Source organism: Bacillus sp. OTU530, from assembly GCF_038440375.1.
Genome location: NZ_JASATP010000083.1, coordinates 1 through 15219, shown reverse-complemented (window position 1 = coordinate 15219; position 15219 = coordinate 1). Strand labels below are relative to the sequence as shown.

The window sequence follows — 15219 nt, the reverse complement described above, 5'->3', positions numbered from 1 at the left end:
CAAATTTTGCTTTTCCATACTGATCACACCCTTTTTAGAGTCATAGTATCAGTATGTCCAAGTTTACTAGATTTCTTGCACCAGAACCGACTTTAGTTATTGTGAGAGGAGGTCAAACATCACTGTTACTGCAAGGAGATCGGCTGATCCTCCAGGACTGATATTTCTCTGAATGAAATCTCTCTCCATGTCATAGACCATCTCTACGCCTTCTTTTTTTAGCATACCACCGGAATCCAGGACCCTCCCGGCATAATGGTGAACATATTCAAGCGTTTCTAAATTATGTCTTGCGACAATATTGGTATCTTCATTTACAGCCATTAGATGGAGTAGCGTTTGAACCAGGATATCATTTAGATGCAAGGTCTTCATTGATTTCATTTCCTTCAGCACAGGAAGTGAGTAATTTCGTACTGTCGGAAAACCATTTTCAACTTCTCCGCGAATTCCTTTAAGCCCATATTTCTGATAAAGTTTTTCCCCGTAAGTAAGGTTTTCCTTTTTGTTCAAATTTGTTAGTTCCCTTAAACATAAACCTTGTGTCATAAGGGAAACTTTTGTACATATTATTTCTACATCCACAATTTTTCTTTCACTTTCCACCATACAGCAAGAAGCTGCAGCACAGATAATTCCTAAAGAAAAGATTAAACCTTTATGGGTATTGACATTGTTTGTTGCCGCAAACATTGCCTTTTCAGCTTCCATCCCAAGATTTCTTAAAGTGTTAAACAGTTCCTGTGGATTTTTCCCAGCGTATTTTACTCCCTCTATGGCACAATTATGGAAGTATTGGTTCAGAGCGGCACTGCTGGCCATAAAAGTAAAAAAATCCATATCTTTATGTGCTCCCTGATTAAATCTGTCAACAAGTCCAGGCTTGGGACTTGCCGAAACCTCATAAAGTAAAGATGTCAAGGCTTTTTGCGAAATGCTTTGCATCAACTGATCCATCATGTTCAATACCTCTCTTTCCCTTGATCCACATTCACCAAAAAGAATGACCAAACCCGATAAATGCCTGTTTAATTTATACACGAAACTTACCAGCGGCTTGGTCATATAATTAACTTAAGATCCAATCTTTAAATAAGAATCCACCATACTACGAATCTTATTTGTCAATGCCTCTATTGAATGCTTTCTGCTCCGGCCGCAAATATGAGCCTCATCTTCACAGACAAGGCATTTTCGTTTTGAACGGCCAAATTCCTCTCTGGAGATGGGTATTCCATCTGTCCCGATTACATCAAGATCAAACAATCGCCCCAGCGGATGCTCACTTTCAATTTCAAGCATTAAAGCTTTTAAAGTTCGTTCAGTAGTCTTGACAACAAAATATGACTCATATCCCGAATTTGGTTCATTGGTTTCAAAATGTTCCAATGGCAGACCAGCCTCTTTAAGTTTTTTCACAACTGCCTTACATCCTGCTTGAAAAATGATTCTGCTTTCAGTTGTTTTCTTAACCGGTCCTGGAATATTGATTGTGAAGGATATTAAAGGCAGCTTATATTCCTTAATTAATTCCTTTTGATGGTCAGCTCGATATTCACGGGCTTCCAATAATTCCTTTAATGTTACTTCCCCCGCTGAGTTCATTTCCAAGGGTCCTTTTTCACTTGATGAATGACATCAATTATTGAACCATCCCTGTACTTAACCACACCAACAATTTTATCCTCTACCTGAATAGGTTCAGGTATTCCAACAATCTTATTTGCCTTTGCCTTGAGCTCTTCAATGGATACCACAGGCAAGTTTGCTTTTTTAAGGTTTGTATACAAATCCTGTCTGCGAGGATTAACTGCAATCCCTTGATCGGTAACCAGGACATCAATGGAACATCCAGGGGTTACTACAGTGTGTACTCGGTCAAGAATCGATGGCATTCTGCCCCTAATAAGCGGGGCGACAATGATGGAACAGGCTGCCCCGGCGGCTGAATCACAGTGCCCGCCTGAAGCGCCGCGAATGACCCCGTCCGATCCGGTAATGACATTCACGTTAAAATCAACATCAATTTCTAATGCACTTAACACTGTTACATCCAATTGATTAACCGCACTCCCCGGATTATCAGGGCTTGCATAATATTCGGCATCAATTTGCTGATGGAACCGGTTATTTTTAAGTGAAGTGACTGCCTTAAGGTCAAAGCCTTGTACATCCAATAATTTTTTGATAAGCCCTTCCTCATGGAGATCAACCATCTGTCCGGTAATTCCGCCGAGTGCAAAGCTTGCTTTAATGTTTCGCTCAATCATCTTTTCTCTCAAGAATCTTGTAGCAGCAAGGGAGGCTCCACCTGATCCGGTTTGCAGTGAAAAGCCGTCTTCGAAATAACCTGAAGCAGCAATAACATCTGCTGCAGTCTGTGCAATTAACAAATCTTTCGGATTCTTAGTAAACCGGGTTGCACCCGACATAATCCCTTTAGGGTCCCCAATGGCATCCACGACGACGACATAATCAACTTGAGATTCAGGAATAGCAAAGGGTGTGTTTGGGTATTCAACCAAATGATCCGTGATTAAAACAGCCTTTTTAGCAAACTGGGCATCAACCTTTGCATATCCCAACGAACCGCATTCCGATGTTCCTGCATTATCTCTGGAATATCCATTGGCATTACCGGCAGGGTCACATGATGGCACTCCTAAAAAGGCAACATCAATCTCTAATTCTCCTGATGCAACTGCCCTGGCTCTTCCGCCATGGGAATTAATCACGACTGGAATGTTCATTAAACCGTTTGAAATAGCTTCAGCCAATTCTCCTCTAAGTCCACTCGTCTCAATCCTGCGAACAACTCCATTTTTAATATGATTAATTAATGGGGCATGGATATCTGTAAGAGAACTCGGTGCAATTGTAAGATCCTTCATTCCCATTTTTGCTATTGTCTCAAGCACCATATTCACAATATAATCGCCATTTCGAAAGTGATGATGGAAAGAAATCGTCATTCCGTCTTTTAAACCCGTTTCCTTGATAGCGGTTTCAATAGAATCAAGGATTTTATTCCGATCCGAATTTCTCAGGCGGTCTTTGGATTTCTCCGTATTTTTTACCACATTGTACGAATCAAACGATTTTAGTGTTCCAAGTCCGCAAATCTCTTTTGGTATATTTCGTCCAATAACATTATACATATTGCAACATCTCCTCAACGCTAACTCTATCAACGGCTTTTGCCAGTTCCAGTACTCTGCGCGCTCTTTCGACAATTGGCTTATCAATCATTTTTCCGTTCAGACTGATAACACCCGATCCCCTGCTCTCAGCTTCTCTAGCTGCTTCAATAACCGCAATGGATTTCTTAATTTCGGCTTCAGTCGGTGTATAGATATCATGCACAATATTAATTTGGCGCGGATTAATAAGAGATTTTCCATCAAAGCCCAATTGTTTAATCAATTTGACTTCCTGGATAAAACCTTCTTCATCATCGACATCAGAAAAGACGGTATCTAAAGCATCAATTCCAGCAGCACGCGCAGCAAAGAGGATTTGACTTCTTGCAGCAAGCAATTCAATACCTTCTTTCGATCTAGTGGTCCTTAAATCGGTTACAAAATCCTCAGCACCAATTGCGATCCCGATTAACCGCTTGCTTGCTGTTGCGATTTTATAGGCATTAATAACTCCCAAAGCACTTTCAATAGCGGCCATTAGCTTGATCGTTCCATATTCCATTCCAGCTTCTCTTTCAATTTGCGTTATCAATAGATCCGCTTTCTCAACATCTTCCGGGGTTTCCGTTTTAGGCAGCCGGATTGCATCTGGTTTTGCCCTCACAATCGCTTCAAAATCATCTCTTCCATAAGGGGTATCTAGACCGTTAACGCGCACAAGAATTTCTGTTTGTCCATAATCCATTATTTTTAGAGCTTCATAGACTAAAAATCTGGCAGAATCTTTTTCGTTGAGAGAAACAGAATCTTCCAAGTCAAACATGATCGAGTCCGCTCCATAGATATTAGCGTCCCTGATCATTCCTGGGTTGTTCCCTGGAACATATAACATACTTCTTCTTAGTCTGCCCATTTTATCTCACCTCCCAAGGAAAGCAATTTTGTTTCGTAGCCCTGCTTACGGCTGTCCTTACTCTTGCACGAATAGTACAGTCTAAAGCTCCTTTATCTTTTGCCAGAACATATGCATTTTTTACCCCTAACTCCAGCAGGGTCTCTATAATGACTTTTTTAATCTGTTTGCCAAACTGATTTTCAACTGTACTTTTAAGTTCAACTTCAATTCCATTGCCTTCATTCTGTTCAATTTGGATCGTGATATCGCTTGATTCAAGTGTTCCTGCAACCCCTGCACTCAAGATTTTCACTTTTTTCGGCATCATCAACATTTTTACATCAACCTCCTACTAATGTCGTTTAAATTCTTCCTTAATCCTTTGAATAATCCCTTCAGCCTCTGGGGATAGAAGAAATTGAAACGTCGTTTCTGGAACTAGCTTCTTTATTTCGTGAATCCTTTCCTCACGGATCAGTTCTCGTACTCTTGAAGCACTGATTGGCTCTCCTTGATGTGTTAGCCTGGGAACAACTTGAACCTCGATACCTTGAGCAGGAAGAACTTCCTGCATAACCAAGTTATAAGTTGCTGTTACCTTGCAGTATGGTTCTTGACCAACAAATCTTTTTTTAATTCCCAGCGCCGGAGCTAGTAAACGCGAAAATAACTCTAGGTCCAACCTGGCATGGGTTTCAACAGCATCCTGAAATTCTTTGATAAAATAGGATGGGAAGGTTGCATCCGATATGATATAGTCCTTTCCCATATGAACGGCCACATTGCTGAGATGTTTAACTCCCTCTTTCACAAGCCTATATCGAACTTCAGTTGGAAAGCTTGACTTGTCCTCCTGCAAAACAAATAAGTGAAGTAGTTCACATTTTGAGGCAGCGTACTCAATAAGATATTGATGGCCCAATGTGAATGGATTGGCATTTATGATTATTGCTCCTGAAAGATCGCCGCTATGAGCTTCTTCATTCTCTTGAAGAAGCTTTTTTAGGTAATTTTTAACTCCCGCAGGTCTATTCTCCAAAAGAACAATCTTTGTTGGAACCTCAGCAATTGGGTAAAAGCCCAAGTCAGAGAATATGATCTTGTTCTCAGGCTTTGTATAAATAAAGAGATGTGTCACTCCCCTTGAGCAAGCTTCACGAGTAAGATGTGTGACCAGTTTTGCTGACAATCCCATGTTTTTATATCCCTCATCAACAGTAATACATTTTAATATTCTGCCGCCAAGAGAACCTGTAGCAACGATTCTTTCTTTGTCTAACAAGGCAACTGTATAGTCAATCTGATAATCCAGAGATAAATTCTGTTTTTCTAAGAATGCCTCAATTTGAATTCTTTCATCTTCAGCCTCAAGGTTAACAATCTTTTCAGTCAAATTGTCGTACCACATCATAGATTCTCCAGTTAGATTAAATATTTTGCTTTAAAATCTACATTTCTGTTAATCTCTCGCTTTTACCCTTAACGCCTGCCTCCTTCCATATTTTTAAGTAAAGACTGAAATACCTCTTCTTTATTTTCTTTGTATAATTTATACTAACGCATATAAAGTAATAGGTACAGATTATAAAAATAAGCGCTAATAAGTTTATTTGAATGAATAAAGTACATTTTGTTCACGGAAAACAACATCTTTGTGGGGGAATTATGCGATTACAAACAAAATTAGCTTTATTAATAGTAACTTTATTATTATCAATCATTCTTATATTTAGCTTTTATATCCACTCCTTAATTACTAAATCCTTAACAAGCCAGATTGGAGATCGCGCATTGTCTATTGCCGAAACTGTGGCGTCGATACCTCAAGTTAAGCAGGCTTTTTCAACAAAAGACCCATCGGAAATCATCCAACCGATTGCTGAAAAAATAAGAAAGCAAACCGGGGCCGAATTTGTTGTTGTTGGTAATACGGAGAAAGTACGCTATTCACACCCTGTTCCGGAGCGAATTGGGGAAAATATGGTAGGCAAAGATAATGACGAAGCATTGAAAGGAAAAAAAGTTATTTCACAGGAGAAAGGGGCCCTTGGTCCGTCGTTGAGAGGAATAGTTCCAATCAAAGATCAAAATGGGAAAGTAATAGGAATTGTAGCGGTGGGCTACTCCCTTCAAGACATTGAAAATATTACAACGGGTAATCGAAAAAAAATCATTCTCATCTCTTTAGGTGTAATCATAGTCGGAATTATTGGTGCACTGCTTATCGCCCGTGGGGTGAAGCGGGCAATTCTGGGGCTTGAACCAAAAGAAATAACACACTTATATCAAGAAAATAAGGCCATTTTGGAATCGATTAAAGAAGGGATTGTGGCCGTAGATTTAAATGGTAAAATTACGATGGTTAACCAGCAAGCCATCAATATGCTTCAATGGCCAAAGGGGAAGATAGTACTTGGTGCAAACATCATCGACCTGTCGCCATACTCCCCGATAATGGGGGTCATCCAAAAAGGGGAAGCGGTTTTTGATCAGGAATTTTGGTTAAATGATGAATTTTTTATTTCGAATTATATGCCAATAAAGAGTGAAAAAGGGATCATCATTGGCTGGGTCTCAAGTTTCCGCAGTAGATCGGAACTTTATCGGTTGACTCAAGAACTTTCACAGGTTAAACAATATTCAGAAGCCTTACGTGCTCAAACCCATGAATTTTCGAACAAACTTTATATGATTTCCGGCCTTCTTCAACTTGAATCCTACCAGGAAGCCATTGATTTTATCACTCGTGAATTTGATATTCATCATAATTTAATGAATTTCATTAAGCAAGAAATTCCCGATGCCATGATTGGCGGTTTACTCATTGGGAAATTTAATCAGGCAAGTGAGTTGAAAATTGATTTTGATATCGATCGGGAAAGCAGCTTTAAAGAGATCCCGGAAACGATAAAACGTGATAGCTTAACAACGATTATTGGAAATCTGATTGATAATGCGATGGAAGCAGTGATGAAACCTGATGCTAAAGGGAAGCATGTAAAAATTTTCTTTTCAGATTATGGAAAAGATCTTTTGATCGAAGTCGAGGACTCAGGCGTAGGGATTTTACCGGAACATCAAGATCGCATCTTTGAAATGGGGTTTTCAACCAAAAAAGAGGAGCATCATGGTGTGGGACTCTATTTAGTTCAAAAGATCATTAAGAATCTAAATGGATATATTTCCTATTCACCTAACCCTGAGGGTGGCTCGATCTTTATAGTTATTATTCCTAAGTCATAATAATGAAGGAGGTTAAAGAGGTGGCATACAATTATTCGAAAGACGAGATATCCGTACTTATTATCGAAGATGACACAAGAATTGCCGAAATTAACCGGCGGCTGGTGGAAAAGGTACCTGGCTTTCATGTCATCGGGATTGCAACAGATGAACAGGAGGCGAAAGAACAGATTATCATTCTCCGTCCTCATTTAGTGCTCCTGGATATTTATTTTCCTGATATGAACGGGTTGGATTTTCTGAAAGTGATCCGCCGAGACTTTCAAGAAACGGATGTTATTATGATCACGGCATCTCGGGAAATCAATTCTGTAAAAGAAGCTATTAGGGGTGGCGTTTTTGATTTCATTGTCAAACCTTTAGTCTTTGACCGATTGAAAACTTCCCTCGAGAAGTATCGAGAGTTTCGCAGCAAATTAAGAAAAATGCAAATAGAAAATCAAAATGTTGACCAGTATGAAATTGACGAATTGCTGGATCGAATTGGCCAAAAGGAGCAACTCAATCCGTATCTGCCTAAAGGAATTGATAAAATTACGTTACAAAAAGTAACAGAGGCTTTGAATGAATCAGAAGAAGGTCTAAATGCAGAAAAAATTTCCAATAAAATTGGAATTAGCCGTTCAACTGCCCGCCGCTATTTAGAGTACCTTGTAGCTAAAGAGCAGATAAACGCTGACTTATCTTATGGAGAAGTTGGCCGTCCTGAAAGAATCTATCGCAAAAAATAAAAACAGAACGTAAGAAGGATGGTGATTTTAAAAACTATCCTTCTTATTTTCGTTCAAAAAAAATTCATGAACAAAATGTTCAAAATAGATAAAAATAATCTTTTTATCCCTTATTTCTATAATGTTCACTTTTCAGACTCTTCTTGCTATTTTATATCTAGATCCATATTTTTAAAAAAATAGAAAGGAGAAAGGTAAAAAATTTTTTTAGGCTTCTATTGTAAACGGTTTCAATAAGGTCTTTATCCTGGTTAATTTTGATACTCTTGCCATCTTAGTTTTGCAAAGTAAAATTATTTTCCCATCCATCTTTTCTTACATTAGAGATTTATAGAGATTAGAATCAACCATTTGGAATCAAACAGTTAATGAATGTATTACTTTTAAGGAGGAACATCAATGGCACTAAGAAGAGAAGCATCAGTATTAGTAGAGTCTGAAGTCTCTGCCAAACCAAGTTTTATTAACTACAATATGTATGGGCTGCCTTTATGGGCATGGTTTGCCGGTGCACTGATTCTAGTTTTTGGACAAATGACAAAATCCTTTCCTTTAAGTTTTTCCGGAGATATCCTTGTTTTATTTGTAGTCGGCTTTTTCTTTGGAAAAGTTGGCGACACGCTCCCAATCTGGAAGGATTACCTTGGCGGCGGTTCCCTGTTAGCATTCTTGGGCGCTTCCTACTTGGTATCCATAGGAGTCATTTCAAATGATGTTGTTACTGGTGTAAAGACTCTATTCGATGATATGGGTATGCTTGACTTCTTTATTGCAGTTATTATCACAAGTTCCATTCTTTCTATTAATAGAAAGTTTTTAGCCAAGACAATCGGAGGATTTATTCCAATGGTTCTCGTTAGTACCGCTGTTGCCTTTGTCATGGCAATTATTGGCGGATTAATTGTTGGTGTCAATTATAAAGATGTAATCATGAACTATGCCTTGCCAATTATGGGTGGTGGAAATGGTGCTGGTGCCATTCCAATGAGCCAAATTTGGGGACAAGTTACTCATAAAGATCCTAAAATCTGGTACTCTTCTGCCATTACAATTTTAACGATCGCAAACATTTTCGCAATTATGGTTGGTGCTCTATTAAATGGTCTTGGAAAGAAAATGCCCAAATATACAGGAAATGGCGAATTAATTAAAGGGCAGGTTACTGAGGAAAAGAAGGAAGCTAAAGTAAAAAATACTACTACAATGGAAGATGCTGCTTTTGGTTTATTTGTTGCAATGGCTTTCTTCGGATTGGCAAATTTTATTGGCGTTGGCTTACTTCCAAAAATCGGTCCATTCTCGATTCACCCTTATGCCTATATGGTTGTTCTATTAATCATAGCTAATGCACTTGATCTTATTCCACAACGTGCAAAAGACGGGTTAAAAAGCGTGAATGAATTTATGATGAAAAAACTGTTATTCGTCTTTTTAGCAGGTGTTGGTATTACTTATACTGATTTCAGTGCACTAGTCCATGCCTTATCAATTCAAACTGCCGTTATCTGTTTATTTACAGTTTTTGGTGCTGTAATTGGATGTTGGTTCTTTGCGAAGTTGGTTGGATTCTTTGAAATTGAAGCAGCAATCGCTGGTGGACTATGTCACGTTAACCGTGGAGGATCGGGTGATCTTGAAATATTAGGTGCATCTAATAGAATGATCTTAATGTCCTATGCTCAGTTAGCTACCCGTCTGGGTGGAGCTATCATCCTTGTACTTGCAAGCCTTTTCTTTGGCCTGTGGGCGCATTAAAAAGATAAAAACAAACAAGGCTGAGAGGTTTCATCTTTTACAGCCTTGTTTTCATTAACAAAGATTTTCGAACATAAAAAGAGAAGACATCATGAATGAACGGAAGATAAAAGAGCGGGCTTTGCTACTTCACAAAAAGATTGCTGGTAAAATTGGGATCGTTAGTAAAGTTGAGGTTAACAATGAGGATGATCTAAGTTTAGCCTACACGCCTGATGTGGCAGAACCATGTAAAGTTATTGCTCAAGACGCTATTAAAAATGCTGACGTTTTTATCGGCGTTTCAGGGTCAAAAGAATTGACTGGTGAAATGGTAAGAACTATGAATAGAAATTCAATTGTATTTGCCTTGGCCAATCCAGTAGAAATTTATCCTAAGGAGGCATTGGAGGCTAGTGCTGCAGTTGTAGGAGCAGGACGGTCTGATTATCCAAACCAGGTCAATAATGTACCTGCTTTTCCAGGAATCTTTCGAGGAGCCCTTGACGTAAGAGCAACAGACATAATAGAGGAAGTGAAGTTGGCTGCTGCTTACGCTATTTCAAGTCTGGTATCAGATAAAGAACTCCATCCAAATTATATTATTCCTAATGCCTTGGATTCACGTGTAGGAGACCGAGTTGCAGCAGCTGTTCCAAAGCAGCAATCGAATCAGGGGTAGCTAGAAAAAAACGAATGCAAGAAAAACTGGAAATAATCGTTTAATTGCTTAAAAAAGTATACAGGCAGAGAACGGAGGATGTTTTATGTGGGTGATCACTGTCTTTATCAACAAAGATGATATAAAAATGTATGAATTTGAAACAGAAAAAGAAGCAAGAGAAGCGTATAGGCATATTCAAGGTTATAAGCTTCTTACCGAGATGGTAACCCTTGAACCGTCCCCCGCTTTAGTAACTATTTAATTTTATTTTAAAGATCTAAAAGATTCAGGATGGAGTTGGTATGATATGGGAACACAATTACTTCAAAGAACACAAAGGATTGTTCGTTATCAGCAACGTAACGGTAAAATATATTACGGGATTGTTGAAGATGACGAAATTTTACAATTAACCAGTAGCTTTAGTGAAGTTATAAACAATGAATTAAATTTTGATGGTGTAAGATTTGGATATAATGATGTGGAAATCCTAGAGCCTGTAAAGCCATCAAAAGTGATTAATTTTGGCTGGACCTATGCTGGACACGCTAAAGAGACAGGGGGAAAAGCCAATCTCAAAGAACCTTTTTTGTTTTTAAAGCCGGGAACTGCCTTGATTCCTGATAAGGGGGAAATTATTCTTCCCTCAAGTAAATTAACCAACCAGGTCGAAATGGAAGGGGAAGTTGCTCTCGTTATTGGAAAAAGAGGCAAAAATATTAAAGAAGAAGATGCAATGGATTATGTTTATGGCTGTACGATTTTTAACGATGTGACAGCAAGAGACCTAACTAAAAAAGATCCTCAGTTTACTCGCGGAAAAGGTTTTGACACTTTTGGACCGCTGGGGCCGTGTATTGTAACGGGGATCGATCCAAGTAATTTACGAATCGTTACGACTTTAAATGGGAAGGTCGTGCAAGACGGCAATACTAACCAGATGTCATTATCTATTCCTTTCCTTATTAGTTGGGTTTCACAGATTATGACACTAGAGCCCGGTGATGTTTTGGCTACTGGTTCGCCTGCTGGCAGTTGCCCGATGAAGTCGGGGGATGTTGTTACTGTGGAAGTAGAGGAGATTGGAAAGTTATGTAATTATGTAAGATAGTAGACGGTAATATTAATTTGCCCATACGTTTAAATACCTTATACAGTAGACTCATAAAAAGTCTGGCTATAGGGTCATTGCCATCAACTTAAGTTCAGTTTACCCGATGTACTATGGGGGTCTAAGTAGTAAAAAGCCTCTGAAAAATGTATTTCAGAGGCTTTTCTATGTGTCTCACAATAAAGCTTCATATTCTTTTACTTTACGATAAAAAGAAAAAGATGATAAATATCTTCCCGTTCTGTTTCACGGTTCGGAGACGATCAGAATTATCACAAGGAATCGGCAACAATGTTAGAAACCTTCCTTTTGACAATACAAGGGACACCCTATATTTATCAGGGACAAGAAATTGGAATGACAAACGTGAAGTTCGATTCTATCGATGACTACCGAGATGTTGAAAGCCTGAACCTATATCGTGAACATATGGAACGTAATGGGGACGTAAAACCGGCTTGGGACTATATTTATGCGAAAGGCCGGGATAATTCGCGTACCCCCTATGCAATGGGATGATAGCGAAAATGCTGGATTCACAACAGGTACGCCTTGGTTAAAAGTGAATCCAAATTATAAAGAAATCAGTGTAAAGAAATCACTAGAGGATTCACATTCTATTTTCTATTATTATCAAAAGCTTATCAAACTGCGTAAAGAGCAAGAGGTTATTGTATACGGTGATTATAATCTCATTTTAGAAGATCATGACCAAATTTATGCCTATACTCGTGTATTAGACAATGAAACATTGCTTGTTATTACAGATTTCTCTAGTGAAACTCCAGAGTTTCAATTGCCTAGTCATATTCAATATGATTCGAAACATTTATTAATTAGCAACTATGAAGTAAACGAAAACGAAGATAATATTTCTTCCATCTCTTTAAAACCTTATGAAGCAAGAGTATATCTTCTAAAATGAATTATACAAAGACTCCGTTATTGAAGAACGGGGTCTTTATTTATTGTCTTTGCATCAGAACTCTATTTAGTTAGATAAAGCCCCCGGCTAAAGGCTATGCTGTCTTCTGCTTAGATCCATATAATACTAACAAATTTACGAATTATGATGTGTTACCAATTCTTTTAATGCTTGCATCATTAGTGGATAAATCAGATTCTTTTCCATCATAAAGAAGCGAAGCCATCGGATTACCGTAGAAACCATAAAATGCTGAGAGTAATCCTCACTTGCTTGCAGCATTTCATAAAAAGTAACCGGTACAAGCAAGGCAAACGGTGTATTATCAATGAGGATTCCAATTTTCCCTTCCAATAAATAAGCCGCCACTTTGTCTGGGCGTTCGGTATTGTTCACTTGGGGAAAAACAGAAAAGGGGTTGTCCTCAATCAGTTCTTCGATATACCCGCTTTCTAATATAGCATCGATGTCGATCCGGCTAAGCCTCTCCTGTACCTCTACTACAAGAGATGGCTCCACAATTCCGTCCAGATAGGCAATAACAATATTTGTATTGGATAGCCGCCCCACCTTCATGGCTTCCATTTTAAGCTGAGGGGTTTTTAATCTTCTCCGAAGCAGGCTGGTGTTGGTTCTCAAGTTTTCTGTAAAACCTTCCCTAGGACCGCGAATCACCGCTTCAGTCGCTGGCTCTTCGACAGATCTCATCTCCCATCCTTTGGCGCTAATAAATAGAGCTTGATTGACTTCATCCAATAATAAAACGGTGTCTCCGTCCAAAATATGATCTACGACTTCCTGAATCGTCTGCCCTATACTGACTTGCGAAGCATAAATAACTTGCTCTTGTAGAAAGATCTCCATATCTGTCAATGGAATGTCCGCGGAAAAAGATGTCGCTTTTCCAAAACTAAGTAAGGGCTTCAGCACATCAGAATCAATCACTTGTGCATCTACCATGCCATCTAAAAAATAAGTCCTCCTTTTTGTATCCCACCCAACTGAAATTCACGGAACACAACATCAGAAGCTCGATCAAAAATCATTTTCAATTGTTTTACATCGCCATGAAATTGGCCTATTAGTTGATCACATTTTGCATTATCTCGCTGGGAAAATAACGGAGGCTCATGATTTTGATTCGGTTGTAGGTCCTTCTTTTTTAACCATCTCCATAGTCCCATTCCCACATCTCCTTCTATTTCCAAACATTTTTTTCTTATTTTGACCAGACATAAAAATAAATTTCAAGGATATACTACAAAAATTTTGTTTATATTAATACATAATTAATAACAAAAAATGGGTTAGGAGGTGGGAAAAACATGGAGAGAATCTCAATCACCCAATTATTTATGCTGACCTTATCTTTTCAGATTGGTTCGTCGGTGATATTCGGATTTGGTTCTGCAGCCGGAAAAGATGCTTGGCTATCTACTCTGATATCTACCGGACTCGGGGGATGCCTCATCTTTATGTACCTCATCTTAATGCGCCTTCATCCGGGATTGACTCTTGTTGAATGGTTTCCTGCCCAGTTTGGCCACTGGATCGGCACTCCTATCGCTTGGTTTTATATGCTTCTGTTTTTATATAGCTCTGGCCGCACATTAGGTGATGTAAAGGATCTCATCCCAACGACCATTTTGCCAGGGACACCTAATTGGATTATACTTGGCGTATTTATGATTCCCGTTGCTTATGCCTTATTTAGTGGGATTGAGGTTCTAGGTCGACTCGCAGAAGTCATTTTGCCTACCATTTTAGTTTTGTTTTTAATTGAGATTATTTTCCTTTTAGGATCGAAGACCATGCAGATTGAGCGATTGCAACCGATTTTGGGAGAAGGATGGGGTCGCGTTTGGGAAGCAGTATGGCCAACCGGCATGCTACAATCACTCGGAGAGCTCCTTGAGTTCGCCATGATTTGGACATTGACTAAACATTCGGAACGCATCATAAAAACGACTCTCTTAGCCACGGTTTGTTATGGAATTCTCCTGTCTACTTTCGATGCAATGGCCATTCTTACCTTTGGTGAAGGAACCTTTTCAACGAGTACATATCCCCTATACAGGCTAATCAAAGTCATCTCCATTGCGGACTTTCTCGAAAACCTAGATGCATTAGGAATCTTGTATTTTATGGGGACCACTTTTTTTAAGTTGACATTGCAAATGTATGGAGCTATTCGGGGAATACAGCAATTGTTGTACCTCCGTGAAAGCAGGATACTTGTTTTGCCTATAACTGCTATTGTCTTCTTTTTAGCACTGAACATGTCTAGAAATATATCAGAACATATGTTTTCGGGTTTCGAAAGCCTTAGATACCTTTCGCTAGTGCCTCTTGTTTTAATTCCCAGTCTACTCTTTGTCGTGGTATGCATCCGTAAGGGAATATACGGCAAACAAATGAAAAAAAGTGGATTATAGTATGAATAGGAGCTGATGCTGAAAATGGATCAATTTCTTTGGCCATGGCAATCCAAAGTAATCATTCATTATCCTTGGGCCTTGTATATATTTTTCTTTTTTTTGTCTATTGTTTTATCCATTGTTACGTGGGTAAGAAGAAAAGTAAGGTAGAGTAGGCAGATGTATTTCACTTACATTTAAAATTAAAGTGTACTGGTTATAAACGTACAACGTTTCCATAGTTTTTTAACTGCATAATTGTAGCAATCTGCTTCGCCAACTTAATAAAAAGTCTCGATAACTCTATTGGGACTTTTTTATTTTTGATGTCGAAAATTAACAATTTTTCGCCTTTATAT

At 38.7% G+C, this 15219-nt stretch carries 14 protein-coding genes and 2 pseudogenes; 8 read left to right on the top strand and 8 right to left on the bottom strand.

Annotation, left to right across the window (positions count from 1 at the left end):
• Positions 1-96 precede the first annotated feature (96 nt).
• The 6 genes from citG to citC form a co-directional block, all read right to left on the bottom strand.
• Complete coding sequence (gene citG / locus AAHB12_RS29810; RefSeq protein ID WP_342048726.1) at positions 97-960, bottom strand: triphosphoribosyl-dephospho-CoA synthase CitG; 864 nt, start codon at positions 958-960, stop codon at positions 97-99.
• 114 nt (positions 961-1074) lie between these two features.
• On the bottom strand, positions 1075-1605 hold the full coding sequence (gene citX, locus AAHB12_RS29805) for a citrate lyase holo-[acyl-carrier protein] synthase (RefSeq protein WP_342048725.1): 531 nt from the start codon (positions 1603-1605) through the stop codon (positions 1075-1077).
• Positions 1602-3158 carry a citrate lyase subunit alpha gene (gene citF / locus AAHB12_RS29800; RefSeq protein WP_342048724.1) on the bottom strand — a complete coding sequence of 519 codons (1557 nt, stop codon included), beginning with the start codon at positions 3156-3158 and terminating at the stop codon, positions 1602-1604. The genes citX and citF overlap by 4 nt, the downstream gene beginning before the upstream one ends.
• A complete protein-coding gene (gene citE / locus AAHB12_RS29795) occupies positions 3151-4053 on the bottom strand; it encodes a citrate (pro-3S)-lyase subunit beta (protein WP_342048723.1) in 903 nt (300 codons plus the stop codon). The genes citF and citE overlap by 8 nt, the downstream gene beginning before the upstream one ends.
• 1 nt (position 4054) lies before the next feature.
• On the bottom strand, positions 4055-4369 hold the full coding sequence (gene citD / locus AAHB12_RS29790; RefSeq protein WP_342048722.1) for a citrate lyase acyl carrier protein: 315 nt from the start codon (positions 4367-4369) through the stop codon (positions 4055-4057).
• 18 nt (positions 4370-4387) lie between these two features.
• Entirely contained in the window at positions 4388-5446 is a 1059-nt protein-coding gene (gene citC, locus AAHB12_RS29785) for a [citrate (pro-3S)-lyase] ligase (RefSeq protein ID WP_342048721.1), read from the bottom strand.
• A 254-nt stretch (positions 5447-5700) separates the two neighbouring features.
• On the opposite strand from citC, the gene AAHB12_RS29780 reads away from it, so the two are divergent.
• The 7 genes and pseudogenes from AAHB12_RS29780 to AAHB12_RS29750 all read left to right on the top strand — a co-directional run.
• Positions 5701-7278 carry a sensor histidine kinase gene (locus AAHB12_RS29780; RefSeq protein WP_342048720.1) on the top strand — a complete coding sequence of 526 codons (1578 nt, stop codon included), beginning with the start codon at positions 5701-5703 and terminating at the stop codon, positions 7276-7278.
• 20 nt (positions 7279-7298) lie between these two features.
• Positions 7299-8009 (top strand): response regulator, encoded by a 711-nt coding sequence (locus AAHB12_RS29775; protein WP_342048719.1) that lies wholly within the window; start codon positions 7299-7301, stop codon positions 8007-8009.
• 399 nt (positions 8010-8408) lie between these two features.
• Positions 8409-9764 (top strand): 2-hydroxycarboxylate transporter family protein, encoded by a 1356-nt coding sequence (locus AAHB12_RS29770; protein ID WP_342048718.1) that lies wholly within the window; start codon positions 8409-8411, stop codon positions 9762-9764.
• Between the two features lie 244 nt (positions 9765-10008).
• Positions 10009-10469 (top strand): annotated as a pseudogene (locus tag AAHB12_RS29765) (malic enzyme-like NAD(P)-binding protein); the annotation flags it as partial.
• Positions 10470-10510: 41 nt separating this feature from the next.
• Complete coding sequence (locus AAHB12_RS29760; protein ID WP_342048717.1) at positions 10511-10669, top strand: hypothetical protein; 159 nt, start codon at positions 10511-10513, stop codon at positions 10667-10669.
• A gap of 45 nt (positions 10670-10714) precedes the next feature.
• Entirely contained in the window at positions 10715-11518 is an 804-nt protein-coding gene (locus tag AAHB12_RS29755; protein WP_342048716.1) for a fumarylacetoacetate hydrolase family protein, read from the top strand.
• 237 nt (positions 11519-11755) lie between these two features.
• Positions 11756-12443 (top strand): annotated as a pseudogene (locus tag AAHB12_RS29750) (alpha-amylase family glycosyl hydrolase); the annotation flags it as partial.
• A gap of 135 nt (positions 12444-12578) precedes the next feature.
• Here AAHB12_RS29750 and AAHB12_RS29745 read toward each other — a convergent pair.
• Both AAHB12_RS29745 and AAHB12_RS29740 read right to left on the bottom strand, forming a co-directional pair.
• Complete coding sequence (locus AAHB12_RS29745; RefSeq protein WP_342048715.1) at positions 12579-13403, bottom strand: spore germination protein; 825 nt, start codon at positions 13401-13403, stop codon at positions 12579-12581.
• A gap of 5 nt (positions 13404-13408) precedes the next feature.
• Positions 13409-13627 (bottom strand): hypothetical protein, encoded by a 219-nt coding sequence (locus tag AAHB12_RS29740; RefSeq protein ID WP_342048714.1) that lies wholly within the window; start codon positions 13625-13627, stop codon positions 13409-13411.
• Positions 13628-13768: 141 nt separating this feature from the next.
• Here AAHB12_RS29740 and AAHB12_RS29735 point away from each other — a divergent pair, with 141 nt between their 5' ends.
• Entirely contained in the window at positions 13769-14878 is a 1110-nt protein-coding gene (locus AAHB12_RS29735; RefSeq protein ID WP_342048713.1) for a GerAB/ArcD/ProY family transporter, read from the top strand.
• The last annotated feature ends 341 nt before the right edge of the window (positions 14879-15219 follow it).

What these genes read in the sequence shown, in the direction of transcription:
- citG (WP_342048726.1), bottom strand. Translation starts at nt 960, where the DNA reads ATGATGGATCAGTTGATGCAAAGCATTTCGCAAAAAGCCTTGACATCT.
- citX (WP_342048725.1), bottom strand. Translation starts at nt 1,605, where the DNA reads ATGAACTCAGCGGGGGAAGTAACATTAAAGGAATTATTGGAAGCCCGT.
- citF (WP_342048724.1), bottom strand. Translation starts at nt 3,158, where the DNA reads ATGTATAATGTTATTGGACGAAATATACCAAAAGAGATTTGCGGACTT.
- citE (WP_342048723.1), bottom strand. Translation starts at nt 4,053, where the DNA reads ATGGGCAGACTAAGAAGAAGTATGTTATATGTTCCAGGGAACAACCCA.
- citD (WP_342048722.1), bottom strand. Translation starts at nt 4,369, where the DNA reads ATGTTGATGATGCCGAAAAAAGTGAAAATCTTGAGTGCAGGGGTTGCA.
- citC (WP_342048721.1), bottom strand. Translation starts at nt 5,446, where the DNA reads ATGATGTGGTACGACAATTTGACTGAAAAGATTGTTAACCTTGAGGCT.
- AAHB12_RS29780 (WP_342048720.1), top strand. Translation starts at nt 5,701, where the DNA reads ATGCGATTACAAACAAAATTAGCTTTATTAATAGTAACTTTATTATTA.
- AAHB12_RS29770 (WP_342048718.1), top strand. Translation starts at nt 8,409, where the DNA reads ATGGCACTAAGAAGAGAAGCATCAGTATTAGTAGAGTCTGAAGTCTCT.
- AAHB12_RS29760 (WP_342048717.1), top strand. Translation starts at nt 10,511, where the DNA reads ATGTGGGTGATCACTGTCTTTATCAACAAAGATGATATAAAAATGTAT.
- AAHB12_RS29755 (WP_342048716.1), top strand. Translation starts at nt 10,715, where the DNA reads ATGGGAACACAATTACTTCAAAGAACACAAAGGATTGTTCGTTATCAG.
- AAHB12_RS29745 (WP_342048715.1), bottom strand. Translation starts at nt 13,403, where the DNA reads ATGGTAGATGCACAAGTGATTGATTCTGATGTGCTGAAGCCCTTACTT.
- AAHB12_RS29740 (WP_342048714.1), bottom strand. Translation starts at nt 13,627, where the DNA reads ATGGGACTATGGAGATGGTTAAAAAAGAAGGACCTACAACCGAATCAA.
- AAHB12_RS29735 (WP_342048713.1), top strand. Translation starts at nt 13,769, where the DNA reads ATGGAGAGAATCTCAATCACCCAATTATTTATGCTGACCTTATCTTTT.